Source organism: Rhodopseudomonas palustris HaA2 (assembly GCF_000013365.1).
Taxonomy (GTDB): Bacteria; Pseudomonadota; Alphaproteobacteria; order Rhizobiales; family Xanthobacteraceae; genus Rhodopseudomonas; species Rhodopseudomonas palustris_J.
The window spans coordinates 1,263,954-1,290,320 of sequence record NC_007778.1 but is presented as its reverse complement, the minus strand read 5'-3'; the positions used below and the strand labels follow the sequence as shown (position 1 = coordinate 1,290,320).

Below are 26,367 nucleotides of genomic sequence, written 5' to 3'. Positions count from 1 at the left end.
AGGTGTCCGTGAGCTGGTGACTGGACCGAGAGAGAGCCGCGGCCGGCATCAGCTTCCCTTCTCGTTCTTCATGGTGTCGAAGAAGTAGTCGCGCCACGACGCGGGCGCCGACTTCAGAATGCCGGTGCGCTGCATGAAGCCCGCCATCGGCATCGTCGCCTTCGGCGCGATGTCGAAATCATATTCGGGGGAAGCGAGGATGGTCTCGATCAGCTTGCGGTCGGTTTTGTCGCCGGTGACCGCGAGGTAGCCGTCGATCGCCTTGGCCCGGTCGGTGACGATCAACTTGACGGCTTCGCGCTGCGCTTCGATGAACGCCTCGACCAGCTTCGGATTGCCGTTGACGAAGTCCGATTTGGCGTAGGCGACGCTGAAGGTCGACGGCCCGCCGAGAATGCCAAACGAATCGGCGACCTTGTGAATGCCGGGCTGCGTCAGCGCCCGCTCCTGAAACGGCGAGGTCGCCATGTAGCCGGTGATGCCGCCGGCGCGCGTGGTCAGCGCCGCATAGGCTTCGGGATGCGCCATCGCGACCTGAATGTCGTCGAGCGCGTTGGCCTTGCCGGCGCCGAAGGCCTGCTCGACGCCCATGTTGAGCACGATGGCGTTGATCGAGATCTTGACGCTCGCCACCGCAATGCGGTCCGCCGGGGTGAAGTCCTTGATGGTTTTGACGTTGGGGTTGTTGGACAGCAGATACATCGGCGCCGTGGCGACGGCCGACAGAGCCTTGACCTTGTAGTTGGGCTTGGTGCGGTCCCACAGCGTCAGCAGCGGCGCGAGACCGGCCGAGGCGACTTGCACCGAGTCCGACAGCAGCGCGTCGTTGAGGGGCGAGCCGCCGCCGAGCCGGAGGTATTCGACCTTGACCGAAACGCCCTTCTCCGCCGCCTTCTTCTCCCAGAGCTTGTCGTGCTCCATGACGATCAGCGGCAGATAGGCGAGGCCGATCTGGGTGGCGACGCGCACCTGACCGAGTTCCGCCCGCGATGGGCTCGCCAGCAGCGCTGCGACCAGCGTCAGCCCCAGTTTTCCGAGGGTCGTAGTTTTCATGTCCGCGCTCCCGTGTTAGTCGATGACGACGGACAAAGACTAGTGTGCTGGTTGACCAGCACACAAGATCAATTTTCAGGCGGATGAGTTCCGCTTTTTGGGCGGCGGCACGCCGGCTTTGCTCGGGTGTGCGGAAAAATGAGGCGGCCGGTGACTGACGCGACAGCAGAAACTGAGGACATCCGGCGGCGGCTGAACGAGACGCAGCAGCCGCTCTACGTGTCTCTGTCCAACCTGCTGGAGACCGACATCTACGAGGGCCGCTGGCCGGCCGGCGCTCAGTTGCCGACGATCGCCGAGCTGTCGGAGCGCTACGACGTCGCCCGCGTGACCATCCGTCAAGCGCTCGGCGTGCTCTCCGCCAAGGGCCTGATCATCCCGATCCAGGGCAAGGGCACGTTCGTCGCCGACCAGGTCAAGCCGCGGAAGACGATCTCGCTGGATTCCGACTGGAACTATCTGCTCGCGACGCTGGACGGCAACAGCGCGGAATCGCTCGACGTGATCAAGAGCTGCGCGCTGCCGTCCACCGTCGACGGCCCGGAGAAGCATTTCAAGGACTACCGCTACATGAAGCGGATCCATCGCGCCTATGACGAGCCCTATTGCGTCAACGACGTGTATCTGGCCAACGACTACTACAATCGCGATCCCGAGACCTTCGATCGCCAGATGATCATCCCGCATTTGACCAGGGTCTCGCGGGCCAAGCTGAAGCGCATGAAGCAATCGGTCCGCATCACCTCGGCGGATCTGGCCGTCGCCAAATACATGAACATTCCGGTCAACGCCCCGGTCGCGGAAGTACGCCGGCTGATCACCAACCGCAAAGACGAGATCGTGTTCTTCTCGACCGGCCTCTACCGCGGCGACCTCGTGGTGTTCAACACCACGATCGACGTGCCAGGCTGAAGCCGCTTACGGCTTCAGCGTCTCCAGAAACCGCACCGGCTCGCCGGTCGCGGGCGTTGCGAGTTCGCCCTGCCACATCACCCTGGCGCCGCGCACGAAGGTGCCGACCGGCCAGCCGGTGACGCGGACGCCGTCATAGGGCGTCCAGCCGGCGCGCGAGGCGACCCAGTCGTTGGTGATGGTCTCGCTGCGCTTCAGATCGACCACCGTGAAGTCGGCGTCGTAGCCGGCGGCGATGCGGCCCTTGCAGGCGATGCCAAACAGCCGCGCCGGCCCCGCGCTGGTGAGATCGACGAAGCGCGCCAGCGACAATTTTCCGGCGTTGACGTGGTCGAGCATGGTCGGCACCAGCGTCTGCACCCCGGTCATGCCGGACGGCGAGGCCGGATAGGTCTTGGCCTTTTCCTCCAGCGTGTGCGGCGCATGATCCGAGCCGAGCACGTCGACGACGCCCTGCGCCAGGCCGTGCCAGATGCCGTCGCGATGCCACGCATCGCGCACCGGCGGATTCATCTGCGCCTTGGTGCCGAGCCGCTCGTAGCACTCCGGTCCGACCAGCGTCAGATGATGCGGCGTCACCTCGACCGACGCGACGTCCTTGTGCTCGCGCAGAAACTCCATCTCCTGACGGGTCGAGACGTGCAGCACGTGGATGCGCTTGCCGGTCTCACGCGCGATCGCCACCAGCCGCTGCGTCGCCGTCAATGCGGCGATGTCGTCGCGCCACACCGGATGCGAGCGCGGATCGCCCTCGATGCGCTCGCCCTTGCGGTCCTCGAGCCGGTACTCGTCCTCGGCGTGGAACGCGGCGCGGCGCTGGATCACGTTGAGGATGCGGCGCAGGCTCGGATCGTCCTCGACCAAGAGGCTGCCGGTCGAGGAGCCGATGAACACCTTGACGCCGGCGCAGCCGCGGGCGCGCTCGAGCTTCGGCAGCTCATCGACATTGTCGCGGGTGCCGCCGATGAAGAACGCGAAGTCGCAATGCATCCGGTGCTCGGCGCGTTTCACCTTGTCGGTGAAGGTCTCTTCGGTGACGGTCAGCGGGTTGGTGTTCGGCATTTCGAACACCGCGGTGACGCCGCCCATCACCGCGCTGCGCGAGCCGGTTTCGAGGTCTTCCTTGTGGGTGAGGCCCGGTTCGCGGAAATGCACCTGGGTGTCGATCACGCCCGGCAGCACATGCAGGCCGCCGCAATCGATCGTCTCGCCGGCCTTTTCGGCGCCGAGCGAGCCCAGCGCCGCGATCCGGCCGCCGCTGATTCCGATGTCGCCGATGCCCTCGCCGTCGTGGTTGACGATCGTGGCGCCTTTCAGAATGGTATCGAATGTGGCGGTCATGCTGGTCGAATACCCCTCGGATGGTCCGGCGCGAGTCTTGCAACTCTTGTTGGCCGGAGCCCGGCCGCTTACCTTGAAATGTCTTATCCAGCCGGCCGGTTTCCGCAAGGAAGTTCCTGACCGGCGCCACGAGAGAATGCAATGAAGGCAGCCCTGCTCCCCGACCGCGGCGTGATCAAGATCAGCGGAGCCGACGCGCGGCATCTGCTGAACGGGCTGGTCACCACGGATCTGACGCTGCTCGAACCCGGGCTCGGCCGGTTCGGCGCGCTGCTGACGCCGCAGGGCAAGATCGTCGCCGATTTCTTCATCACCGAGATCGCCGCGGAGGACGATGGCGGTTTCCTGCTGGATTGCCCGAAAACGCTGGCGGAACCGCTCACCACCAAGCTGAAATTCTATAAACTGCGCGCCAAGGTGCTGATCGAGAACCTGTCCGACCGGCTCGGCGTGCTCGCCGTGTGGGACGGTGCGCCGGCCGCGACGTCGGCACCGGCCTTTACCGATCCGCGCAACGACCAGCTCGGCTGGCGAATCATCGTGCCCGAACTGCTGGCGCACAAGACCGCCGAGGCGATCGGCGCGGAGCTGGTGGATGCCGCCGCCTATGAGGCGCATCGCATCGCCTGCGGTGCGCCGGCCGGCGGCGTCGACTTCGCCTATGGCGATGCGTTTCCGCACGAAGCCAACATGGACCGGCTGCACGGCGTCGATTTCGGTAAGGGGTGCTACATCGGCCAGGAAGTGGTGTCGCGAATGCACCATCGCGGCACTGCGCGCACCCGGATCGTGCGTGTGCTGATCGACGGCGCGGCGCCTCAGCCGGGTAGCGAGATCACCGCCGGCGACAAGAGCGTCGGCACCATGGGGTCGTCGGCCGACGGCTGCGGTCTGGCGCTGCTGCGGATCGACCGCGTGGCGGACGCCCGCGAAGCTTCATTGCCGCTCGGCGCCGCCGGCATCGCGCTGCGCCTGGTCGATCCGGACGAGTTGAAGCCGGCTGTGCGAAAGACCGTGGCATGAGCGGCGCACGCATGCACGCCGACGGCCTCGCGCGCTGCCCGTGGCCGGGCGACGATCCGCTCTACGTCGCCTATCACGACACCGAATGGGGCGTGCCGGAATACGACGACCGCGCGCTGTTCGAGAAGCTGATCCTCGACGGCTTCCAGGCCGGGCTGTCGTGGATCACGATCCTGCGCAAGCGTGACAATTTCCGCCGCGCCTTCGACGATTTCGATCCGGCCAGGATCGCGCGCTACGACGCGGCGAAGGTGCAGGCGCTGATGAACGACGTCGGCATCGTCCGCAACCGCGCCAAGATCGACGGCGCGATCGGCAGCGCCAAGGCCTGGCTGACGATCCAGGAGGAAGGCCCGGGCTTTTCGAAACTGCTGTGGGACCATGTCGGCGGCGCGCCGAAGGTCAACGCGTTCAAGACCACCTTGAGCGTGCCGGCCTCGACGCCGCTGTCGGTGAAAATCTCGAAGGATCTGTCGGCGCGCGGCTTCAAATTCGTCGGCCCGACCATCGTCTACGCCTTCATGCAGGCGGTGGGCATGGTCAACGACCATCTGGTGGATTGCCATTGCCACGATCGTTGCGGCGCAGCAAAAAGGCCGGCGCGACGTTCGGCGGCGCCGGCGCGGACGATCGCCCAGCGTCAGCGCTGATCGGCGACCCGCTTGATCACCAGCTCGGACAGGCTGACGACCAGCTCTTTCAGTGCTTCGTTTTGCTGCTGCAATTCCTGCAGCGACGATTCGGCGGCGACCTGACGGTATCCGTCTTCGGCCTGCGATCGGTCCGCCTCGCGGCGATCGGTCGTCCCCATGGCATTCCCCCTTCGCGCACTAAGCCACCAGCACCAGAGCACGAGGGTAGTCACGAGATCGTGCAGAACTGAGCCGAGACGGTGGCTTAGTTCGGGCAAGGCGGCCTATATGGCGCGAGTTGTTTCGCCGCGCCCGCCCGCCTGAACTTTGCCTCGGCTTTGCCATGACCTCTGCCGCCAAAACCTCCAGCACCGCTCCCAGGACATCGCAAGCCTCCGCCCGGGTCTGGCAGCGGATGCTGTCCGGCCGCCGGCTTGATTTGCTCGATCCGTCGCCGCTGGATGTCGAAATCGCCGATATTGCCCACGGTCTGGCGCGGGTCGCGCGCTGGAACGGCCAGACCAGCGGTGCGCACATCTTCTCGGTGGCGCAGCATACGCTGCTGGTCGAGGCGGTGATGCGCGAGAAGAGCCCCCGGGTCGACGCCCGGTTGCGGCTCGCAGCCCTGCTGCACGACGCCCCCGAATACGTGATCGGCGACATGATCTCGCCGTTCAAGGCGGTGATCGGCGAATCCTACAAGGCGGTCGAGCGACGGCTGCTGGCCGCGATCCACATCCGGTTCGGGCTGCCGGCGGCGCTCGACGAGGCGATCGAACGCCAGATCAAGGCCGCCGACCGCGGCGCCGCCTTTCTCGAGGCGACCCACCTCGCCGGCTTCACCAAGTCCGAAGCCAAGCGGCTGTTCGGCAGCGATCCCGGGCTGCCGCCGGCGATGATCGACGATTATCTGACGCCCTGGTCGGCCGGAAAGGCGGAGAAGCGGTTGCTGGCCCGCTTTCAGGCGCTGTACGGCTAGCACCGCCGGCCGGCGCCGGCGTTCCAGAAGACCGACGCCGTCATCGCGCTTTCACCTCCTGCGGCGCAGGATTAAGATCGCGCAACTCCGGAAGGCCTCATGATTCACGTCTGCTCTCTCGCAGCCTTGCACCCGACCGTCGCGGCGACCGGCGCCAGCCATATCCTGTCGGTGATGGCCAATGTCGGCCAGGTGCAGCGGCCCCCTACGGTGCCGGAAGCCAACCATCTGCGCATCTCGATGGACGACATCACCGAGGACATCGACGGCTTCGTCGCGCCCAACGAACAGCACATCACCCAGGTGCTGGATTTCGTCCGGGCCTGGGACCGCGCCGCGCCGCTGGTGGTGCATTGCTACGCCGGCATCAGCCGCTCCACCGCCAGCGCCTTCGCCGCCGCCTGCGCGCTCAACCCGCATCGCGACGAGGCGGTCATCGCGCAGCAGATCCGCGACGCCTCGCCGAGCGCCTTCCCGAACCGGCTGATCGTGACGCTGGCCGATCGCGCGCTCGGGCGCGACGGGCGGATGCTGCGCGCGCTGGACAAGATCGGCCCCGGCAATCTCGGCATCGAGGGACAGCCGTTCCGCATCGATCTCGAATAACGAGCGGACGCCGCATGAGCCACGCGCGATGACCGACAAGGCTTTGAGTGGCAACAAGGCTTGGAGCGGCGACAAGCCCCCGATTCCAATCGAGATCGGACTGACCGCGGCGATCGTCGCGATCGAGAACAACGAGCCGCTGATCCTGACGTCGTCGGGCGGCAACGACCTGATCGGCCTGCCCTACGGGCCATTCGACGCGATCTCGCATCGCACGCTCGACATCGGGCTGCGCGCCTGGGTGGAAGAGCAGACCGGACTGCGTCTCGGCTATGTCGAACAGCTCTACACGTTCGGCGATCGCGGCCGCCATGCGCGGGTCGGCGACACCGACGTCCACGTCGCCTCGATCGGCTATCTGGCGCTGACCCGCGCGGTCGACAACGCCGCCCGTGCGGCCGGCGCGACGTTCGAGCCCTGGTATCGCTTCTTCCCGTGGGAGGACTGGCGCCAGCAGCGCCCCGAGATCATCGCGCGCGACATCATCCCCGAACTCACCGCCTGGGCCAGCCAGGCCGAACAGCCCGACACGACGCGCGCCCTCGCCCGCAAGGATCGCGTCCGGCTGTATTTCGGCATCGACGGCGCGCAATGGGACGAGGAGCGCGTGCTCGACCGCTACGAACTGCTGTACGAAGCCGGCCTGATCGAAGAGGCGCGGCGCGACGGGCGGCCCGCTGCGCTCGCGCGCGCCAAGGTGCCGCCGCTCGGCGTGGCGATGCGGTTCGATCACCGCCGGATTCTCGCCACAGCGATCGCGCGGCTGCGCGCCAAGCTGAAATACCGGCCGGTGGTGTTTGAACTTCTGCCGCCGGAGTTCACACTCACCGAGTTGCAGCATACCGTGGAAGCGATCTCGGGCCGGCATCTGCACAAGCAGAATTTCCGGCGGCTGGTCGAAGCCGGCGCGCTGGTCGAACCGACCGGCGAGATGTCGACACGAACAGGCGGACGTCCCGCCGCGTTGTTTCGCTTCCGCCGCGAGGTGCTGCAGGAGCGCCCCGCGCCCGGCCTGCGCGTGCGCGGTCGGCGCTGAATTTGTCCTAGGAAGCGAAGCGCCCTCGATCCGGGCCGGTCGCCTGGAGCTGTGATGTTCGAACTGCTGACGCTCGTGATCGCCCTCGTCGCGCTGGTGCTGGCGCGCAAGGCGAACAACCGCTCCCAGGAATTGCAGGCGAGGCTCGCCGCGCTCGAAGCGGGACAGCCGCTGACGGCGCGTGCGCAGCCCGCGGCGACCGCGGCGAGTGGTAGCGCCGTCGCGGAGGCATCGCTCGCACCCGAGCTTCAGCCGGAAGTCGCCGAGGCGGGGGCGGCCGAGGCGGCGACGGAATCGGCATCCGCCGGGAGCGCCGCGTCGGCAGACGCATCGATCGATACGTCCGCGCCGGCCGAACCGCCGGCTGCACCATCAGCCAAGCCCGGCTTCGAAGAGCGCATCGGCACCCGCTGGGTGGTGTGGGTCGGCGGGCTGACGCTGGCGCTCGGCGGCTTCTTCATGGTGCGTTACTCGATCGAACAGGGTCTGCTCGGCCCCGGCGTGCGCGTGTTGCTCGGCGGCCTGTTCGCACTGGCGCTGCTCGGCGCCGGTGAATGGACGCGACGCAAGGAGGACATCTCGAACCTGCGCGCGCTGCCGATCGCCAACATCCCCGCGATCCTCACCGCGGCTGGCACCGCCGTGGCATTCGCGACCGTCTACGCATCCTATGCCCTGTACGACTTTCTCGCTCCCGCCAGCGCCTTCATATTGCTCGGGCTGGTCGCGCTCGGCACGCTGGCTGCGGCGTTGCTGCACGGCCCGGCGCTGGCAGGGCTCGGCGTCGTCGCCGGCTTCGTCACGCCGCTGCTGGTGTCGTCGGAGACGCCCGACTATTGGGCGCTGTACATCTATCTCGCGGTGGTGACCGCGGCGTCGTACGGCCTCGCGCGAATCCGGCTGTGGCGCTGGCTCGCCATGACCACGATCGCGCTGGCGTTCCTCTGGGCGGTGGCCGGACTCGCAGGAGCGTCGCTGGGGCCGCTCGCGTTCCACGTCATCGCCGGCTTCGTGCTCGCCGCACTGCTCGTTGTCTGCAACTTGCTGTTCGGCCCGTCGCTCGAGGACGGCCGAATCGAGACGATCTCGTCCGCCTCGCTCGCCGCGCCCGTGCTCGCGGCCGCGCTGATCGTCGTCGGCGAGGGCCATACCGACTCGGCGATGATCGTGTTCGCGCTGCTGGTCGCGGCGACGCTCGGCGTGGCGTGGCGCGCAGCGGCGGCGACTGCGGCCGTCGGCGCCGCCGCGGTGCTGGTCGCGCTGGTGTTTCTCTCGTGGGTGATCCGCAGCGCGCCCGAATTACTTGCGTTGCCCGGCGGACCGCTGCCCGGAATCGGCACCGATCCGCTTGCCGGCTCGGTGACGACACACCTGATCACGGCTGCGATCTTTGCGCTCGGCTTCGGCGTCGCCGGGCTGCTGGCACAGGGGCGATCGACCAGTGCGATCGTCCCGGTGATCTGGTCGGCTGCGGGGGTGTTCACGCCGCTGGCGTTGCTGATCGCGCTGTATGCGCGGATCGCCCATCTCGATCGCTCGATCCCGTTTGCCATTGTCGCGGTACTCCTCGCCGCGGCTTACGGCGCCGCCACCGAATGGCTGAGCAAGCGCGAGACCCGGCCCGGGCTCGCGATCTCGGCGGCGCTGTACGCCACCGGCACGCTCGGCGCGCTGGCGCTGGCGCTGACCTTCGCGTTGGAGAAGGGCTGGCTGACGATCGCGCTGGCGCTGATGGCGGCCGGCACGGCCTGGATCTCGCTGCAGCGGCCGATTCCGTTCCTGCGCTGGCTCGCCGCGATCCTCGCTGGCATCGTCGTGCTGCGAGCCGGCTGGGAGCCGCGCATCGTCGGAGACGCGATCGGCACCACGCCGATCTTCAACTGGCTGCTGTGGGGCTATGGCGTGCCGGCGGCATCGTTCTGGCTCGCCAGCTTCTGGCTTCGCAAGCGCGGCGACGACGTGCCGCTGCGCATGATGGAGTCCGCAGCGATCCTGTTCACCGTGCTGCTGGCATTCCTGCAGATCCGCCACGCCGTCAACAACGGCGATGTCTATCGCGACAGCGCCGGGCTGGTCGAGGTCGCCCTGCAGGTCTGCGTCGCGCTGGCGATGGCGATCGGCCTCGAACGGCTGCGGCGACGCAGCCGCAGCGTCGTTCACAACGTCGCGGCGATCCTGCTCGCGGTGTTCGCCGCACTCGCCAGCATCGGCGGCCTGCTGCTGTTCGAAAATCCTCTGTTGTGGTGGTCCGGCGAAATCGGCGGCCTGCTGCTGAACGAGCTGCTGCTCGGCTATGCGGCTCCGGCGCTGCTGGCGCTGCTGCTGTCCTACGCGGTCGCGGGGCTGCGCCGACCGTCCTATGCCAACAGCTTCGCGGCGCTCGCGCTGATGATGGGGCTGGCCTATGTGACGCTGGAAATCCGTCGGCTGTATCACGGCCCCGTGCTGTGGCGCGGCCTCACCACCGATGCCGAGCAGTACACCTATTCGCTGGCCTGGCTCGGCTGCGGCGTGCTGCTGCTCGGCGCCGGCATCCTGTTCAACTCGCAGCGCGCCCGGCTCGCCTCCGCGGTGGTGATCGGCCTCACCATCGTCAAAGCCTTCCTGATCGACATGTCGACGCTGACCGGCGTGTACCGGGCGCTGTCGTTCATGGGGCTCGGCCTGGTGCTGGTCGCGATCGGCTGGCTGTATCAGCGCGTCTTGTTTCGGCCGCGTGCTCTGCCATCCGGTGCAGCGGCCAGCGACGCGAAGGATTAGTCCGCATCCTCGACGGCGGCGGGCGCTCGCGAACGCCGCGGCGACGCTCGACGAATACGCGAAAGTGTTCGCGACTTCGCGTACACCGATTCTAATCCGGTGCTATTGCTCCTGATCCGCAAGTTTCTTAGTCACGGATTTGACTAATTTTGCGGGGCATCGCGTGAACATCGTCAGAACTAACAAGAACCGGCTGTTCGCCGGCGTCGCGACAGCCGTCATGTCACTGTATTTCACCGGCATCGCAGTTTCTCCAAGCCGAGCACAAAGCGCCGAGCCGCACGTGCTCCCGCCCGTCTCTGTCGAGAAGCCTCAACAGAGAGCACGGGCGGCGTCTCCGACCCGGTCGCGCAATCCGCAGCGACGCTCCGCCCGGATCGCGCCCCGGCCCTCGGCCGAACCCCCGACCAGCGCGCCAGCCGCCACAGCCGCCGCCATCCACACCATCGGAACGCTGCCGGTTCCCTATGCGGGCGGCCAGGTGGCGCAGGGGGCCCGCATCGGCATGCTGGGCAATCGCAGCTTCATGGATACGCCGTTCGCGGTGACGGCCTACACTTCGCAGCGAATCCGGGATCAGGGCGCGCAGACCGTCGCCGACGTTCTCGAAGCCGACCCTTCGGTGAGAAGTACGCATTCGGCGGGCGGATTGCTGGATTCGTTCTACATCCGGGGCTTTCCGATCGGAGAGGGCAATCTCGGCGAAATCGCCTTCGACGGAATTTTCGGAATCGCGCCGACCTATCGGGTGTTCACCGACTACGCCGAGCGCGTCGAAGTCCTGAAGGGGCCGACCGCGTTCCTCTACGGCATATCGCCCAACAGCGCCGTCGGCGGCACCATCAACATCGTCCCGAAGCGCGCCGGCGACACCGACCTGACGCGACTGACGACCGACTACGCATCCAACGCGCAGGGCGGCGGCGCCGTGGACGTGTCGCGGCGGTTCGGCGAGCACAAGGAATTCGGCATCCGCTTCAACGGCAGCGCCCGCGGCGGCGATCTGCCGATCGACAATCTGGAGCGCGGCGCCTTCGTCGGTTCGCTGGCGCTGGACTATCGCGGCGAACGGTTGCGCGCCACGCTCGACATCATCGGTCAGCGGGAAAATCTGACGGCCCCGCAGCGGCCGTTCTATCCGTCGTCCGGCAATTTCGCGATACCCAGCGCGCCGAACGGCTCGCGGAACGTCCAGGCGCCGTGGGAATGGTCGAAGAGCGAGGACAAGTCGGTTCTCGGCAAAGTCGAATACGATCTGACCGACAACGTCACCTGGTTCGGTGCGGTCGGCGGCGGCAACTCGCGGGTTCATCGGCTGTTCGGCCTGCCGACGATGCTCAATTCCGCCGGCGACGTCAGTATCCGCCCGGAGAACGCGATCTTCGACGTCGATCGGCTGAGTGCGGAAACCGGCGTCCGCTCCCGTTTCGAGACCGGCGCGATCGCGCATACGATGACGCTGCAGTCGAGCTATCTCAACCAGACTCTCGATCGCGGGCTCGTCTCGGGGACGACGCAGTTCAGCAACATGTACAATCCGGCGTACCGCCCCGAGCAATACGTCGCCGACCCAACCCGCGTGGCCAAGGCATCCGAGAGCACGCTGTCGGGCGTCGCGTTGTCGGATACGTTATCGGTGCTGAACGAGCGCCTGCAACTCACCGTCGGCGGCCGGTTCCAGCAGATCGACTCCAAGAACTACAATATCAGCACCGGCGCGCTCACCTCGTCGTCCGACGAGACCGCCGTAACGCCTCTGGTCGGTCTCGTGGTTCGACCCTGGAGCATGGTGTCGTTCTATGCGAACTACGCGGAAGGCCTGAGCATCGGTGAAACAGCGCCGACCAATGCGATCAATGCCGGCGAGACCCTGGCGCCCTACAAGACCACGCAATACGAGGTCGGCACCAAGTTCGACCTCGGCCGTTTCGGCCTGACGCTCAGCGCGTTCCAGATCGAAAAGCCGTTCGGCCAGCTCGAGACCATCGGCAGCAATCTGGTGTTCAGCGAAGGCGGCGAGCAACGCAACCGCGGCCTCGAGCTCAACGTGTTCGGAGAAGTCACGCCGGGCGTGCGGCTGCTCGGCGGCGCGTCGCTGATCGACGGTGAACTGACCAAGACCACGAGCGCCGCGACCCTCGGCAACAGGCCGGTCGGCGTGCCGACGGTGCAGGCGAATCTCGGCGGCGAATGGGACACGCCGTTCGTGTCGGGCCTGACGTTGACCGCCAATGTCATCTACACCGGCGAGCAATATGTGAACACGGCGAATACGCAGATGATCCCGTCGTGGACCCGGATGGATCTCGGCGCCCGCTACAAGACCCTGATCGACAAGCGGCCGGTCACCTTCCGTGCCTCGGTGCAGAACGTGTTCGACAAGGACTACTGGTCCGGCGTCGCCAGCTACAGCACCATCGCGCAGGGCCTTCCCCTGACGGTCCGGCTGTCGATGACCACGGACTTCTAGGATCGTCGGATCTCGGCCGTCGCCGACGGGACGCGCTCAGTCGGTCGAGCGGCGCAGTTCGGAGGCGGCCTCGACCTTCGAGGCGTCGATCTTCGGCGGATCGAGCCGCATCGCCTCGACCCGCGGGGTCGGCACCCGGCCGGTGACGTCGGTATGGCGCGACGCATCGGCCTGGCGAGTGCCGGGGACATGCAGTGATCGCGGCTGCGAGCGCGAGATCGCCCGCACCATCATCATTTGGCCGGCGCCCTGATGGCGGAAGTCGCAATAGGCGAAGCCCATGCCGGAGACCGAACCACGGAAGCTGCGCTCGCCGGTCTTGTCGAGATTGAAGCAGGGGTCGAACGGGATGCCCTTGATCGATGCGCAGATCGACTGGCCGCGCACCTGCAGCGTATTGCCGGGCAGCCGCATGAAGCGATTGGGACCCGAGCCGGAGAACTGCACCGCGCCGGCCGCGCCGCCATCGTCGAACACCCGGCCTGCGCCGCGGGTACCATCGAAGCAGGTGAAGGCGAACACTTTGTTGGCGACGAATTTGCGCGCTTCGTCTGCGGTCATCGACCCGGCCATCGCCGGCAGGACGGTGGCGCCGGCCATCAAGGCTCCGGCTACGAAACGCGCAAACATGCCTGAACTCCTACTGGCGCGGGTCGGACTCGTTAACCCGCTCCTTACCATACAAACTGCGGCAACATTGGCGCAGCTTGGTTGGTAAAGTCTGAACAGCTACGCAATTTTCACCACGATTCGACCGCGGACCTGGCCGGCCAGCACTTTGGCGCCGGCGCCGATCACCTCGTCGAGGGGAATTTCCCGGGTGATTTCCGCCAATTTGGCCCGGTCGAGGTCGCCGGCGAGCCGCGACCAGGCCTGTTTGCGGTCCGGCAGCGGGCACATCACCGAATCGATGCCATAAAGACACACCCCGCGCAAAATAAACGGGGCCACTGAACCGGGAAGGTCCATGCCGGCGGCGAGTCCGCAGGCGGCGATCGCGCCGCGGTACTTGGTCATCGACAGGAGGTTCGCCAGCGTGGTCGAGCCGACGCTGTCGATGCCGCCGGCCCAGCGCTCCTTGGCGAGCGGCTTGGCGGGGCCGGACAGTTCATTGCGGTCGATGATCTCGGCGGCGCCGAGGTCGCGCAGATAGGCCTCTTCCGAGGTGCGGCCGGTCGAGGCGATGACGTGATAGCCGAGCTTCGACAACAGCGCGATCGCCACCGAGCCGACGCCGCCGGCGGCGCCGGTAACGACCACCGGGCCGTCCTTCGGCGTCAGACCGTGCTTCTCCAGCGCCAGCACGCTGAGCATCGCGGTGTAGCCCGCTGTGCCGATCGCCATCGCGTCGCGCGCGGACAGCCCGTCCGGCAGCCGCACCAGCCAGTCGCCCTTGACGCGGGCTTTTTCCGCATAGGCGCCGAGATGGGTTTCGCCCATGCCCCAGCCGTTGCAGACGACCTTGTCGCCGGGCTTCCAGTCCGGATGCGTGGAGTCGAGAACGGTGCCGGCGAAATCGATGCCGGCGATCATCGGAAACCGCCGCACCACCGGCGCCTTGCCGGTCAGCGCCAGGCCGTCCTTGTAGTTCAGCGTCGACCATTCGACCGCGACCGTCACGTCGCCATCCATCAGTTCGGACTCGTCGAACTGGGTCAGCGCCGCAGTGGTGCCCTTGTCGGCCTTGTCGATCCTGATCGCCCTGAACGTCGCCATTCCGCTCCCCTTGTTTTGTGCTTTCGAACGCCGACGTGAGTTAGAGAAAATGCGGCCCCGCTGTAAAGATCACGCTGCGCTGCAGCGATGCAAATCCGATGTGCCGCCGTGACGATTTGATCCTTTGGACCACTGGCAGAACCTTAACCCACGTGTTATATTAGATTTGCTCGTTTTGAGGATAAGTTTTTTCCTCATGAGTTTCCGGGACGGGCGCGGCGACGCGCACAGACTCGGAAAGCACTTCAACCAGCGTTGGAAACTGCCGGCCCGTCTTGGCCGGTTTTCTCAAAGCCAACATATGCTCAAAATGAGTACATGCTGGTTGCGTACCAGGGAGGCCGCGATGCCGCTTGCTGATCTCTATGGCCCGGAAAATTTCGGCCTGCCACCGCACGCGCGTCAGTCGGCGCTCGCCCGCGCTCCGCTGAGCGCCGTGGAGAAGGCGCGTGCCTTGCCGATGCCGGCGCTCGAATGGACGCCCGAGGTCGAGCGCGCGACCGCGCACCTCTATGCGCGCGTGCAGAACGTGATCCCGCCGGTCGAGTGGCCGTTCATGGCGCCCTACATCAAGGCGATCAACGAGCTGAAGCGCGAGCGCGACGCCGTGATCCTGGCGCACAACTACCAGACCCCGGACATCTTCCATTGCGTCTCCGACATCGTCGGCGACTCGCTGCAACTCGCCATCGAGGCCACCAAGGTCAAGGCGTCGACGATCGTCCAGTGCGGCGTGCACTTCATGGCGGAGACCTCGAAGATCCTCAATCCGGACAAGCGCGTGCTGATCCCGGATTCGCGCGCCGGCTGTTCGCTGGCGTCCAGCATCACCGGCGACGATGTCCGGCTGCTGCGCGAAAAATTTCCCGGCGTGCCGGTGGTGGCTTACGTCAACACCTCGGCCGACGTGAAGGCGGAGGTCGACATCTGCTGCACCTCGTCGAATGCCGTGAAGGTGGTGGAGAGCCTCGGCGTCGATCGCGTGATCATGGTTCCTGATCAGTATCTGGCGAAATACGTCGCCTCGCAGACCAAGGTGAAGATCATCGCCTGGAAGGGCGCCTGCGAAGTGCACGAGCGCTTCACCGGCGACGAGCTGCGCAGCTATCGCGAGGCTGACCCGAGCGTGCAGATCATCGCGCATCCGGAATGCCCGCCGGACGTGCTGGCCGAAGCCGACTTCACCGGCTCGACTGCGCACATGATCGACTGGGTCAGGACCAGGCATCCGAAGCGGGTGGTGATGATCACCGAGTGCTCGATGGCCGACAACGTCCAGGCCGAGCTGCCGGACGTCGAAATGGTACGGCCGTGCAACCTGTGCCCGCACATGAAGCGCATCACGCTGGCGAAGATTCTCGACAGCCTGGTGTATCTGCGCGAGGAAGTCACGGTCGACCCCGCCATCATCGCGCCGGCGCGGCGCTCGGTGGAGCGGATGATCAACCTGAACAACTGAGCCGCTTGCTGCGGCGTCTTGGACGGCGGCCTTTCCTCCTGGCGGCCGCCGTCTCCACCTCGCAATCCGCGCACGACGCTCCGCGGACGCAGGCTGAGGATCGGACCACCCCGATGGGTCTCTCAACCGAAATCGAATCGCTCGGCGCCCATGGTGACATCGTGATCGTCGGCGGTGGCCTCGCCGGCCTGTTCTGCGCGCTGAAGCTGGCACCGCGGCCGGTGACGGTGATCACCGCGGCGGCGCTCGGCGAAGGCGCCTCGACCGCCTGGGCGCAAGGCGGCATCGCGGCTGCGGTCGGCGAAGGCGACAGCGCCGAATCCCACGCGGCCGACACGATCGCGGTCGGCGCCGGCCTCGTGGACGAGGCGGTGGCGCTCGGCCTCGCGCAGGAAGCCTCCGCCCGCATCCACGATCTGCTCGCCTATGGCGTGCCGTTCGATCGCGACCTCGAAGGCAGGCTCGCGGTGGCGCGCGAGGCAGCGCATTCGGCACGGCGGATCGTGCACGTTCGCGGCGACATGGCCGGCAAGGCGATCATCACCGCGCTGACCGAAGCGGTGCGCGCGACGCCGTCGATCCGCGTACGCGAAGGCTGGTTCGCCGAGGCGCTGCTGACCGACGGCGACGCCGTCGCCGGGCTGCAATTGCGCCGCGCCGGCAGCGTCCTCACCGCACCGGTGGCGATCGCGGCGCGGGCCGTGGTGCTGGCGACCGGCGGCATCGGGCATCTCTACGCGGTTACGACCAATCCGCCGGAAGCCTCCGGTCAGGGGCTGGCGATCGCCGCACGCGCCGGCGCCGTCATTGCCGATCCGGAATTCGTGCAGTTTCATCCGACCGCCATCATGGTCGGCCGCGATCCGGCGCCGCTCGCCACCGAGGCGCTGCGTGGCGAGGGCGCGACGCTGATCAACGGCCGCGGCGAGCGCTTCATGCTGGCGTTGAATCCGCTCGCCGAGCTGGCGCCGCGCGATATCGTCGCCCGCGGCGTGTTCGCCGAAGTCGCGGCGGGGCGCGGCGCGTTTCTCGACGCCACGCAGGCGCTCGGCGCGAAATTCGCGCACGAATTCCCGACGGTGTACGAGAGCTGCATCTCGGCCGGCGTCGACCCCGCGACCCAGCCGATCCCGATCGCGCCGGCGGCGCACTACCACATGGGCGGCGTCGCGGCGGACGCACGCGGCCGCTCGTCGCTGAACGGGCTGTGGGCCGCCGGCGAAGTGTCCTGCACCGGCGCGCATGGCGCCAACCGGCTGGCCTCGAACTCGCTGCTGGAGGCGGTGGTGTATGCGGCGCGGATCGCCGAGGACATCGCCGGCGCCGAATTGCGCGCGGCCACCGGCCGGTTCGATCCGACGACGCTTACGCGCGACGCAGCGCTCGACCCGGTGCAGGAGCAGAGCCTGCGCGCCATCATGTCGGCCAAAGTCGGCGTGATCCGCGACCGCGATGGCCTGACCGACGCGGTGCGGACGATCGCGGCGCTGGAAGCCGAGGCGGGCTCGACCGCGCTGACGAACATGGCGACGACCGCACTCCTGGTCGCGACCGCGGCGCTGGCGCGGACCGAGAGCCGCGGCGCGCATTATCGCTCCGACTTTCCGGCGGAAGATCCGGCGCTGGCGGAGCGTAGCATGACCACGCTCGCGCAGGCCCGCGAGCGCGCCGCGGCACTGAGCAAAGGCGCCAACATTCTGCGGTTTCCGACCCGGGCCCGCACCGCGTCGGCCTGATCCCTCCCCGTCTGCCTGCTCAGGAGCAGTTCCCATGATTGCAACGACTTTGCTGCATCCCGACGCCTTCCTGTCGCCGCTGGCGATCGAGGAGGCCGTCGGCCGCGCGCTCGACGAAGATCTCGGCCGCGCCGGAGATGTGACTTCGATCGCCACGATCCCGGAGGCGACCCAGGCGCACGCGGTCATGGTCGCGCGCCAGGCCGGCGTGATCGCCGGGCTGCCGCTGGCGGTCGCGGCGTTTCAGAGGCTGTCGCCCGACATCGCCATCACCGCCCATGTCCGCGACGGCGACGCGGTCGCGGCGGGCGTCAACGTGCTGACGCTGTCGGGGCCGGCACGGGCGATCTTGTCCGGCGAGCGCACCGCGCTGAACTTCGTCGGCCGGCTGTCGGGCATCGCGACGCTGACCGCGGACTATGTCCGCCACACCTCCGGCACCAAGATGCGGATCTGCTGCACCCGCAAGACGACGCCGGGGCTGCGCGCGCTGGAGAAATACGCGGTGCGCTGCGGTGGCGGCTTCAACCATCGCTTCGGGCTCGACGACGCGGTGCTGATCAAGGACAATCACATCGCGGTCGCCGGCGGCATCCGCCCGGTGCTCGACAGCGCGCGGGCGAAGATCGGCCATCTGGTGAAGATTGAGATCGAGGTCGACACGCTCGATCAGTTGCAAGAGGTGCTCGACACCGGCATGGCCGACGTCGTGCTGCTCGACAACATGGACATCGACGCGCTGAAACGCGCCGTGGCGATGGCGCAGGGTCGCGTCGTGCTGGAGGCTTCCGGCGGCGTCACCCGCGAGTCGATCAGCAGCATCGCCGCCACCGGCGTCGACTACGCATCCGCCGGCGCGCTGACTCACTCCGCGCCGAATTTCGACGTCGCGCTGGATATCGACGCGTAGTTCATTGCGCAACCTCTCCCGCTTGCGGGAGAGGTCGGATCGCGCAGCGATCCGGGTGAGGGCTCTCCTCTCCGCGCAACGTGGCCTCACTGCTGGGGGCGCCCTCACCCCAGCCCTCTCCCGCAGGCGGGAGAGGGAGCGCGCCGCCGGTGGCACGCGCGCAGTGCTCCCCGGCGTCATTCCGGGGCGCGAGCGTAGCTCGCGAACCCGGAATCTGAAACTTGCGCAGGGCGTTGTCGGGGAGGCTCATTGCGCTACACTTCGAGATTCCGGTTTCGCGCTACGCGCGCCCCGGAATGACGGAGTGAGCCAAGCCGTCAGTTCTTCGCGCTGATCTCGGCCGAGCTCCTGGCGGCTTCGGAGAGTTGGGCGGAAATGGCGGCGGTTTGGGCGGCGTCGCCCCAGCTCGGGGCATCGCTGCCGTCGCCCCATTTGCGCGGGCGATAGAAGGTGTGGACGCCGGTCTTGTACATCTTCTTCATCTCGTGGACCCAGGACGGTCGCACCCAATAGGCGTGGTAGTGCGTCGACTTGTCGACCTCGGGCAGCCACAATTTGCCGTCGAGCATCGCTGCGGCGATGCGCCGGGCGCGATCCCACATCTCCGGTTCGCGCACGATATCGGCGACGCGATCGCACGCGAAGGTGAACTGACAGGCCAGCCGCCGGTGCTTGTTCTGATACACCACGCCGCAGACATTGGTCGGATAGAAACCGGAGAAGGCGCGGTTCAGCACCACCTGCGCCACCGCGATCTGGCCGCGCACCTTTTCGCCGCGCGATTCGAAATACACCGCCTCGGCGAGGCACTTCTCGTGCCTGGCGCGCAGCTTCGGATCGGACAGGCCGAGCCGTTCGGCCGGCGTCCTCGCATGGCGGTCGATATTGACCTCACCCTTGCCGGCGATGGTCTCGCCGGGCACGTCCGGCGCCACGGCCGTCGCCGACAGCAGCGGCGACTTCATGTCCGGATCGGCCCCGTGCGGCGTGACGATGATCGGCTCTTCGCCGGGCTGCCACTGCTCCAGCGATTCATCCGGTCCGCCGAGCGAGCCGGTGCCGAAAAACAGGCTCGCGGTCTTGAAGGTGAAAGGGTCGCGCGGCGGTGCCCCGGCCGCATCGGCCGGGCCGGCGGCGTGCAGCGGATCGGACTCCAGCGCATGCGCGACATCGTACGGCGTCAACGGCTCGGACTGCAGCGCTTCGGCGAGTTCGGGATCGAGCGGCGAAGTCTCGGTCGGTTCGTGCGCGGTAGGCTTGGCAGCAATCTTGGCACCGGCGACGTTCGGTGCGTTCGAATCGTCGGTCGCAGACGGCGCAGCGTCGTCGGGCGACGCGGGCTCCGGCTTGAAGATCGCAAGGCGATCGCCCTTCAGCGTGCGATCGACCGCCGGGAAATCGGAGGCCTGATAGGGCTGCGGCGGCTGCGCCAGCCGATTGCGGGTCATCGCCCCGCTCAGGCCGAATCTGCCGTCGAGGCTGGCGAGCCGGGAGTTGGCGACCTGCGGCGTCCAGGTGCCGATCGGGCGTCCGAACGAGAATGTGGCGACCTGGATCGAACCGAACGACGACGCGAACATCCGCTTCTGCCAACGCTCGGTGACGCCCGGCTGGCGGACCAGCAGCGAAGCAATATCCTGATAGCCGATTTCGTTCGGAAACACTGCGAAGACGCAGAGCCCGAGACCGAAGGACGCGATCCGTGCGCCCTTCGGCCGGTTACGCATGACTGACATCGGTACGCTCACGCAACGCTTACTGGGATCCGCCTGCCGTTTCCGACAAGTCGATCGTTTCTGTTGTTATCTGATTAAAGTTGCCTGCGGGTTAATCGGCGATGCGCGTGGGACACACGCAAGTGCTCCTCGCGATTTCCCCGATGCGATCGAAAGCGTTGGTAAACAGGGGCTTCTTGAAAGTCGTGAACAGGACGTCAACAGAAATACCTAATTTCCCGTTGTGAGCGGGACGCATCGGGATCGAATCCAGCCGTCCCCCACCGGACGGCTGCACACTCAGCCGGCGTCATCGGTCGGAAGCGGCGCGGCGACCGCACTCGATCCGCGCAGGTTGAAACCCTTGACCAGCGCGTAGATCGCGGGGATCACAACCAGCGTCAGCAGCGTCGACGAGATCATCCCACCGATCATCGGCACCGCGATGCGCTGCATGATCTCCGAACCGGTTCCCGTGCTCCATAGGATCGGCAACAGGCCGGCCATGATCGCCACCACCGTCATCATCTTCGGCCGCACCCTCTCGACCGCGCCGTGGATGATCGCCTCGGCAATATCGCCGTGGTCGAGCGACGCACCGGCGGCGGCGCGACGCGATGCGACCTCAGCCATCGCGTGATCGAGATAGATCAGCATCACCACGCCGGTCTCTGCCGCAACGCCGGCGAGCGCGATGAAGCCGACCACCACGGCGACCGACAGGTTGAAGCCGAGCGCCCACATCAGCCAGATGCCGCCGACCAGCGCGAAGGGCAGCGACAGCATCACGATCATGGTTTCGGTGATCGAGCGGAAATTCAGATACAGCAGCAGGAAGATGATCAGCAACGTCACCGGTACCACGACCTTCAAGCGCGCCGCGGCGCGTTCGAGATATTCGTACTGCCCGCTCCAGACCACATAGGACCCGGTCGGAAAAGCGATGCCGGCCGTCACCGCCCGCTGAGCGTCGGAGACGTAGCCGCCGAGATCGCGGTCGCGGATATCGACATAGATGTAGACCGCGAGCTGGCCGTTCTCGGTGCGAATCGAGGTCGGGCCGCGCGTCGGCGTAACGGTGGCGATTTCACCGAGCGGCACAGCGCCGCCGGTCGGCATCGACACCAGCACGTCGCTCGCAATCGCCTGCGCCGAGCTGCGCAGATCGCGCGGATAGCGCATGTTGACGCCGAAGCGCTGGCGACCTTCCACCGTCGTCGTCACGGTCTGGCCGCCGAGCGCGGTGGCAATCACATCCTGGACATCCTGGATGCTGATGCCGTAGCGCGCCAGCGCCGCACGATCGGGGGTGATATCGAGATAGTAGCCACCGAGCGCGCGCTCCGCATAGGCCGACGACGTGCCGGGCACCGTCTTCAACACCTGTTCGATCTGCTTCGCCAAGCTTTCGATCTCGCCGAGATCGTGCCCGATCACCTTGACGCCCACCGGGGTGCGGATGCCGGTCGACAGCATGTCGATCCGCGACTTGATCGGCATCGTCCAGGCATTGGAGACGCCGGGGAACTGCAATGCACGATCCATCTCGGCCGTAAGGCTCTCGATCGTCACACCGGCACGCCATCGCTGCTTCGGCTTCAGGTTGATGATGGTCTCGAACATTTCAGACGGTGCCGGATCGGTCGCGGTCGCGGAGCGGCCGGCCTTGCCATACACCGACGCGACTTCGGGGAAGGAATGGATGATCCGGTCCTGCGTCTGCAGCAGTTCGGCGGCCTTGGTCACCGAGATGCCGGGCAACGTCGTCGGCATAAAGAGTAGCGTGCCTTCGTTGAGGCTCGGCATGAATTCGGTTCCGAGCTGCCGCGCCGGCCAGACTGTGACGGCGAGAATCGCCACCGCGGCGAGGATCACGATCAGCTTGGCGCTCAGCACCGCTTTGATCACCGGGCGATAGATCCAGATCAACAGCCGGCTGATCGGGTTTTTGCGTTCCGGAACGATTCTGCCGCGGACGAAGACCACCATCAGCGCCGGCACCAGCGTGACCGACAGCAGCGCTGCGGCGGCCATCGCGAACGTCTTGGTGAAAGCCAGTGGACTGAACAGCCGGCCCTCCTGCGATTCCAGCGTGAAGATCGGCATGAACGACACGGTGATGATCAGCAAACTGAAGAACAGCGCCGGACCGACTTCGGCGGCAGCTTCGATCAACACCTCGACCCGCGCGCGGCCAGGAGCGGCGCGCTCCAGATGTTTGTGAGCGTTCTCGATCATCACGATCGCCGCATCGATCATCGCACCGATCGCGATCGCGATTCCCCCCAGACTCATGATGTTGGCGCCGATGCCGAGCAGCTTCATCGCAACGAACGCCATCAGGATGCCGACAGGCAGCATGATGATCGCGACCAGCGCGCTGCGCACATGGAACAAGAACACGATGCAGACCAGCGCCACCACGATGCTCTCCTCGACCAGCGTGCGCTTCAGCGTGGCGATGGCGGCGTCGATCAGATTGGAGCGGTCGTAAACCGCGACGATTTCGACGCCGGCGGGCAGGCTGGAGGCGATTTCGCGGAAGCGCTTCTTGACGTTGTCGATCACGCTCAGCGCGTTGACGCCGAAACGCTGCAGCACGATGCCGCCGGCGACCTCGCCCTCGCCGTTGAGTTCGGTGATGCCGCGCCGCTCGTCGGGGCCGAGTTCGACGCGGGCGACATCGCGCAGCAGTACCGGCGTGCCGCCCGCGCTCTTCAGTACGATGTCGCCGAGATCGTTGATGCCCTTGAGATAGCCCTTGCCGCGAACGACGTATTCGAACTCCGACAATTCGACGGTGCGCCCGCCGACGTCGGCATTACTGGCGCGGATCGCATCGCGGATCTTGGGCATGGTGATGCCGAGGTCACGCATCCGTTGCGGATCGAGCACGACATTGTACTGCCGGACGAAGCCGCCGACGCTGGCGACCTCGGCGACGCCTTCGGCCTTGGCCAGCGCGAATTTCAGATTCCAATCCTGGATCGCGCGGGTGTCGCCGAGATTCAGCTCCTTCGACATCACCGCATATTGGTAGACCCAGCCGACCCCGGTGGCGTCGGGGCCGATGGTCGGCGTCACACCCGCCGGCAGCCGGGACGACGCGCCGTTGAGAAATTCCAGCACGCGCGAGCGCGCCCAGTAGATGTCGGTGCCGTCCTCGAAGATGACGTAGACGAACGACACGCCGAAGAACGAAAAGCCGCGCACCACTTTCGAGCGCGGCACCGTCAGCATCGCGGTGGTCAGCGGATAGGTGACCTGATCCTCGATCACTTGCGGCGCCTGACCGGGAACTTCGGTGTAGACGATCACCTGCGTGTCGGAGAGATCCGGAATCGCATCGAGCGGCAGGTGTTTCAGCGCATAGACTCCGGCCGCGGCGGCGAAGCCGGCGCCGAACAGCACCAGCAGCAGATTGCGTGCCGACCAGGCGATCAGACGGGCGATCATGGCTTGGCTCCGGCGTCCGAGAAGCTCTTCAGCGCGGCATTCAAATTGCTCTCCGCGTCGATCAGGAAGTTGGCCGACACCACGACCCGCTCGCCTTCGGCCAGACCTTCGCGGATTTCGACGTCATCCCCTCCGCGACGGCCGGGTTTGACGCTCCGCGGCTGGTAGCGCCCTTCGCCCTGGTCGACGAACACCACCTGCTTGCTGCCGGAATCCAGTATGGAGCTGTCCGGCACCGCCAGCACCGGCTGAGAGCCGCCGGTGTCGATCTCGGCATCGACATACATGTCGGGTAGCAAAACCAGATCGGCATTGGCCAGTTCGACCCGGACGCGCGCCGTGCGCGTCTCCTTGCCGATCTGCGGATAGATCAGTTTCACCTCGCCGGTGAAGTCGCGCCCTGGATAGCTGCGGGCGCGAACGACCACGGGCTGGCCCGGCGCCAGCGCGCCGAGATCGCGCTCGGACACGTCGAGCGTCGCCCACACCACGGATGTATCGGCGATCCGGAACAACACATCGCCGGGCTGCGCCCGCATGCCCTCGATGGCGTTGCGTTCCAGCACGACGCCGTCGCGCGGCGCCGTCCATTCCAGCGCGATCGGCACCGTGCCGGCCTTTTCCATCGAGGCAATCGCAGCGTCCGGCACATCGAGATTCATCAGCCGCTGCCGCGAGCCACGCCCATAGGCAGCGACGCCGCCGGTGGTCTTCGAATTGATGGTGGCGATATAGTCGGCCGCCGCAGCCGAGATCGCGGAGCTGTAGACCTCCATCAAGGCCTGGTCCTTGGTGACGCGGCTGCCGGTGGTGACGTCGGCGATCTTCTGCACGAAGCTTTCCGAGCGCATCGCGATCACCGAGACTCGGCGTTCGTCGAGCTGGATCACGCCCGGCGCGCGGATCGTGGTGCGGATCACGCGCCGGCCGGCGGCTTCCGATTTGACACCGGTGCGCTGAATCTTCCCTGGCGACAATTTCACCGATCCATCGTCGCTGCCGTCGACCTCGTAGACCGGGATGTAGTCCATCCCCATCGAATCCTTCTTCGGCACCGGCGAGGTGTCGGCGAGGCCCATCGGATTGCGATAGAATTTGATCTTGCGATCCGTCGCAACCACCATCGGCGGCGCGACGGGCGCGTCGTCGCCGAAATTCAGATCGGCGCCGGCCGGCACGGCGCGATAGTCGCGCCCGTCGGCGGTCTTGCGCGGTGTCAGCGAATAGGACGGCTTGCCGTCCGGATCCTGATAGTAGATCGGCTCGTCATTGCTTTGCGCCTGCGCCGGAGCAAACAACGCGATGCCCTGCGCGGTGCTCGCATGAAGGTGCTCGCGGACACCGTACAGGCCGCCTCCCGCAGCCGCCAAAGCGGCGACGGCCAGGCTCGCGAGAGCAGTGCGCGTCACTTGTTCGCCGTGATGACGAGCTTGCCTTCGACCGAACCGGTCTCGCCCTGCACCTTGGCGCCGAGCGACAACAGCCAGCGGCCTTCCATGCCGAACGCCGCCTTGAAGCGGTAGTTGCCTGGATCTCCGCCCGGCTCGCGGACGATCTTGGTCGACATTTCCGGCATGCCGTCCGGCGCCATGTCGAGACGCATAGCGAAAATCACCGCTTCCGGCTCCGGCTTGCCGGTGGTTTTATTGATCAATTGAACGGTGACGATCTTGTCGCGTCCGACTTTGACAGTCGGCTCGGCGAGACGGAATTCATAGTCCTTGATGTCGGCGCGGACGATGCTGGTCGAGCCGAGCATGGCAACGGCGACGAGCGCGGCCCGGAGGGCGCGCGAAAGCTGAGTCTTCATTTTTCAATACCTCGAAAGCGTTGGTCAGACCGCAAGGCGGCATGGATCGCGTCGCGCGAAACGTCACGCGACGGCAGACGGCGCGTCAGCGCCGCTCAGACCAGCGATCGAGGCGGATATTCGGGTGGCGGGTGGCCGAGGCCGTCGGGCCGGAAATCGTTCGTCGGCATTTGCGCGCCGATCGTGGCGGCGGGCAGCGGCAATGCGACCGTGCCCGGCATCCCGGTCAGGAAATTGGAGGAACAGCCCGCCATCGACAGGCACTTACCGCAATCGACAGCGGTCGGCGGCGCCTCGGATGGACAGCACGGCATCTCGGCCATCTCGTCGACGACCGCAGCGGACATCGCGCCCACCGACGGCACGGCCGCCAAATGGCCTGCCATCGCGTGATCCGCGCCCTCATGCGCCATCGGGCCTTGCGTCGGCATCGCCTGCATCGGCATAGCCGAAGGCGCAGCGGCCATCGCAGGCCGGGCCAGCGGCGCCAGCACGAGGCCTGTAACCATTACGGCCGCGAGCAGCCGGCGTATGGCAAGGAGGAACTTCACTGCCGCACCTTCGCATATTTCGCGGGGGTGCGGAAGATCCAGGGCGGACCGGAGGAATGCGCCTCGCCAGACACTGCGACCGAGCAGGACCTCTCCCCGTCATTGCGACGCCGGAGGCGAAGCAATGACGGGAACCTTGGCGACGCGTCTTGCAATGAAGGATGGTCTGCGCGTCGGGCGAAACGACAACGGCCGGGGCGAG

The 26,367-nt window shown here is 66.6% G+C and carries 21 protein-coding genes; 11 read left to right on the top strand and 10 right to left on the bottom strand.

Translation table 11 applies throughout. The features are described 5' to 3' along the window. Positions 1-48: 48 nt before the first annotated feature. Positions 49-1,053 (bottom strand): ABC transporter substrate-binding protein, encoded by a 1,005-nt coding sequence (locus RPB_RS05660; protein WP_011440019.1) that lies wholly within the window; start codon positions 1,051-1,053, stop codon positions 49-51. Positions 1,054-1,203: 150 nt separating this feature from the next. Here RPB_RS05660 and RPB_RS05655 point away from each other — a divergent pair, with 150 nt between their 5' ends. Next, a complete protein-coding gene (locus tag RPB_RS05655; RefSeq protein ID WP_198135156.1) occupies positions 1,204-1,965 on the top strand; it encodes a GntR family transcriptional regulator in 762 nt (253 codons plus the stop codon). Positions 1,966-1,971: 6 nt separating this feature from the next. On the opposite strand, the gene RPB_RS05650 is transcribed toward RPB_RS05655, so the two are convergent. Then, positions 1,972-3,306 carry a dihydroorotase gene (locus RPB_RS05650; protein WP_011440017.1) on the bottom strand — a complete coding sequence of 445 codons (1,335 nt, stop codon included), beginning with the start codon at positions 3,304-3,306 and terminating at the stop codon, positions 1,972-1,974. Positions 3,307-3,447: 141 nt separating this feature from the next. On the opposite strand from RPB_RS05650, the gene RPB_RS05645 reads away from it, so the two are divergent. Continuing rightward, positions 3,448-4,329 carry a YgfZ/GcvT domain-containing protein gene (locus RPB_RS05645; RefSeq protein WP_011440016.1) on the top strand — a complete coding sequence of 294 codons (882 nt, stop codon included), beginning with the start codon at positions 3,448-3,450 and terminating at the stop codon, positions 4,327-4,329. After that, a complete protein-coding gene (locus tag RPB_RS05640; RefSeq protein WP_011440015.1) occupies positions 4,326-4,979 on the top strand; it encodes a DNA-3-methyladenine glycosylase I in 654 nt (217 codons plus the stop codon). The genes RPB_RS05645 and RPB_RS05640 overlap by 4 nt, the downstream gene beginning before the upstream one ends. Here the strand turns inward: RPB_RS05640 and RPB_RS24830 are convergent. Further along, positions 4,970-5,140 (bottom strand): hypothetical protein, encoded by a 171-nt coding sequence (locus RPB_RS24830; protein WP_011440014.1) that lies wholly within the window; start codon positions 5,138-5,140, stop codon positions 4,970-4,972. The two genes, RPB_RS05640 and RPB_RS24830, sit on opposite strands and share 10 nt — an antisense overlap. A gap of 164 nt (positions 5,141-5,304) precedes the next feature. On the opposite strand from RPB_RS24830, the gene RPB_RS05635 reads away from it, so the two are divergent. The 5 genes from RPB_RS05635 (at position 5,305) to RPB_RS05615 (ending at position 12,812) form a co-directional block, all read left to right on the top strand. Beyond that, positions 5,305-5,940, top strand: coding sequence for a YfbR-like 5'-deoxynucleotidase (locus RPB_RS05635; RefSeq protein WP_011440013.1), 636 nt, complete (start codon positions 5,305-5,307; stop codon positions 5,938-5,940). Positions 5,941-6,039: 99 nt separating this feature from the next. Continuing rightward, complete coding sequence (locus RPB_RS05630) at positions 6,040-6,546, top strand: tyrosine phosphatase family protein (protein ID WP_011440012.1); 507 nt, start codon at positions 6,040-6,042, stop codon at positions 6,544-6,546. 28 nt (positions 6,547-6,574) lie between these two features. Then, positions 6,575-7,582 (top strand): NUDIX hydrolase, encoded by a 1,008-nt coding sequence (locus RPB_RS05625; RefSeq protein WP_011440011.1) that lies wholly within the window; start codon positions 6,575-6,577, stop codon positions 7,580-7,582. 54 nt (positions 7,583-7,636) lie between these two features. Continuing rightward, positions 7,637-10,342, top strand: a complete 2,706-nt coding sequence (locus tag RPB_RS05620; RefSeq protein ID WP_011440010.1) for a DUF2339 domain-containing protein — start codon at positions 7,637-7,639, stop codon at positions 10,340-10,342. 220 nt (positions 10,343-10,562) lie between these two features. Then, positions 10,563-12,812, top strand: coding sequence for a TonB-dependent siderophore receptor (locus RPB_RS05615; protein ID WP_080507842.1), 2,250 nt, complete (start codon positions 10,563-10,565; stop codon positions 12,810-12,812). Positions 12,813-12,848: 36 nt separating this feature from the next. Here the strand turns inward: RPB_RS05615 and RPB_RS05610 are convergent, their stop codons facing one another. After that, complete coding sequence (locus RPB_RS05610) at positions 12,849-13,442, bottom strand: hypothetical protein (protein ID WP_011440008.1); 594 nt, start codon at positions 13,440-13,442, stop codon at positions 12,849-12,851. A 99-nt stretch (positions 13,443-13,541) separates the two neighbouring features. After that, positions 13,542-14,528, bottom strand: a complete 987-nt coding sequence (gene acuI, locus RPB_RS05605) for an acrylyl-CoA reductase (NADPH) (RefSeq protein WP_011440007.1) — start codon at positions 14,526-14,528, stop codon at positions 13,542-13,544. A gap of 346 nt (positions 14,529-14,874) precedes the next feature. On the opposite strand from acuI, the gene nadA reads away from it, so the two are divergent. From nadA to nadC, 3 genes are all read left to right on the top strand, one after another. Then, complete coding sequence (nadA, locus tag RPB_RS05600; RefSeq protein ID WP_011440006.1) at positions 14,875-15,987, top strand: quinolinate synthase NadA; 1,113 nt, start codon at positions 14,875-14,877, stop codon at positions 15,985-15,987. A gap of 113 nt (positions 15,988-16,100) precedes the next feature. After that, on the top strand, positions 16,101-17,723 hold the full coding sequence (locus RPB_RS05595) for an L-aspartate oxidase (protein WP_011440005.1): 1,623 nt from the start codon (positions 16,101-16,103) through the stop codon (positions 17,721-17,723). A gap of 34 nt (positions 17,724-17,757) precedes the next feature. Next, a complete protein-coding gene (gene nadC / locus RPB_RS05590; RefSeq protein WP_011440004.1) occupies positions 17,758-18,633 on the top strand; it encodes a carboxylating nicotinate-nucleotide diphosphorylase in 876 nt (291 codons plus the stop codon). A gap of 317 nt (positions 18,634-18,950) precedes the next feature. On the opposite strand, the gene RPB_RS05585 is transcribed toward nadC, so the two are convergent. From RPB_RS05585 to RPB_RS05565, 5 genes are all read right to left on the bottom strand, one after another. Continuing rightward, a complete protein-coding gene (locus tag RPB_RS05585; protein WP_011440003.1) occupies positions 18,951-20,369 on the bottom strand; it encodes a cell wall hydrolase in 1,419 nt (472 codons plus the stop codon). A gap of 279 nt (positions 20,370-20,648) precedes the next feature. Continuing rightward, complete coding sequence (locus RPB_RS05580) at positions 20,649-23,804, bottom strand: efflux RND transporter permease subunit (RefSeq protein WP_011440002.1); 3,156 nt, start codon at positions 23,802-23,804, stop codon at positions 20,649-20,651. After that, positions 23,801-25,213 carry an efflux RND transporter periplasmic adaptor subunit gene (locus RPB_RS05575; RefSeq protein WP_011440001.1) on the bottom strand — a complete coding sequence of 471 codons (1,413 nt, stop codon included), beginning with the start codon at positions 25,211-25,213 and terminating at the stop codon, positions 23,801-23,803. The genes RPB_RS05580 and RPB_RS05575 overlap by 4 nt, the downstream gene beginning before the upstream one ends. Beyond that, positions 25,210-25,614, bottom strand: coding sequence for a FixH family protein (locus RPB_RS05570; RefSeq protein WP_011440000.1), 405 nt, complete (start codon positions 25,612-25,614; stop codon positions 25,210-25,212). The genes RPB_RS05575 and RPB_RS05570 overlap by 4 nt, the downstream gene beginning before the upstream one ends. A gap of 95 nt (positions 25,615-25,709) precedes the next feature. Then, entirely contained in the window at positions 25,710-26,165 is a 456-nt protein-coding gene (locus RPB_RS05565) for a hypothetical protein (protein ID WP_011439999.1), read from the bottom strand. Positions 26,166-26,367 lie beyond the last annotated feature (202 nt).

What these genes read in the sequence shown, in the direction of transcription:
- RPB_RS05660 (WP_011440019.1), bottom strand. Translation starts at nt 1,053, where the DNA reads ATGAAAACTACGACCCTCGGAAAACTGGGGCTGACGCTGGTCGCAGCG.
- RPB_RS05650 (WP_011440017.1), bottom strand. Translation starts at nt 3,306, where the DNA reads ATGACCGCCACATTCGATACCATTCTGAAAGGCGCCACGATCGTCAAC.
- RPB_RS05645 (WP_011440016.1), top strand. Translation starts at nt 3,448, where the DNA reads ATGAAGGCAGCCCTGCTCCCCGACCGCGGCGTGATCAAGATCAGCGGA.
- RPB_RS05640 (WP_011440015.1), top strand. Translation starts at nt 4,326, where the DNA reads ATGAGCGGCGCACGCATGCACGCCGACGGCCTCGCGCGCTGCCCGTGG.
- RPB_RS24830 (WP_011440014.1), bottom strand. Translation starts at nt 5,140, where the DNA reads ATGGGGACGACCGATCGCCGCGAGGCGGACCGATCGCAGGCCGAAGAC.
- RPB_RS05635 (WP_011440013.1), top strand. Translation starts at nt 5,305, where the DNA reads ATGACCTCTGCCGCCAAAACCTCCAGCACCGCTCCCAGGACATCGCAA.
- RPB_RS05630 (WP_011440012.1), top strand. Translation starts at nt 6,040, where the DNA reads ATGATTCACGTCTGCTCTCTCGCAGCCTTGCACCCGACCGTCGCGGCG.
- RPB_RS05625 (WP_011440011.1), top strand. Translation starts at nt 6,575, where the DNA reads ATGACCGACAAGGCTTTGAGTGGCAACAAGGCTTGGAGCGGCGACAAG.
- RPB_RS05620 (WP_011440010.1), top strand. Translation starts at nt 7,637, where the DNA reads ATGTTCGAACTGCTGACGCTCGTGATCGCCCTCGTCGCGCTGGTGCTG.
- RPB_RS05615 (WP_080507842.1), top strand. Translation starts at nt 10,563, where the DNA reads ATGTCACTGTATTTCACCGGCATCGCAGTTTCTCCAAGCCGAGCACAA.
- RPB_RS05610 (WP_011440008.1), bottom strand. Translation starts at nt 13,442, where the DNA reads ATGTTTGCGCGTTTCGTAGCCGGAGCCTTGATGGCCGGCGCCACCGTC.
- acuI (WP_011440007.1), bottom strand. Translation starts at nt 14,528, where the DNA reads ATGGCGACGTTCAGGGCGATCAGGATCGACAAGGCCGACAAGGGCACC.
- nadA (WP_011440006.1), top strand. Translation starts at nt 14,875, where the DNA reads ATGCCGCTTGCTGATCTCTATGGCCCGGAAAATTTCGGCCTGCCACCG.
- RPB_RS05595 (WP_011440005.1), top strand. Translation starts at nt 16,101, where the DNA reads ATGGGTCTCTCAACCGAAATCGAATCGCTCGGCGCCCATGGTGACATC.
- nadC (WP_011440004.1), top strand. Translation starts at nt 17,758, where the DNA reads ATGATTGCAACGACTTTGCTGCATCCCGACGCCTTCCTGTCGCCGCTG.
- RPB_RS05585 (WP_011440003.1), bottom strand. Translation starts at nt 20,369, where the DNA reads ATGTCAGTCATGCGTAACCGGCCGAAGGGCGCACGGATCGCGTCCTTC.
- RPB_RS05580 (WP_011440002.1), bottom strand. Translation starts at nt 23,804, where the DNA reads ATGATCGCCCGTCTGATCGCCTGGTCGGCACGCAATCTGCTGCTGGTG.
- RPB_RS05570 (WP_011440000.1), bottom strand. Translation starts at nt 25,614, where the DNA reads ATGAAGACTCAGCTTTCGCGCGCCCTCCGGGCCGCGCTCGTCGCCGTT.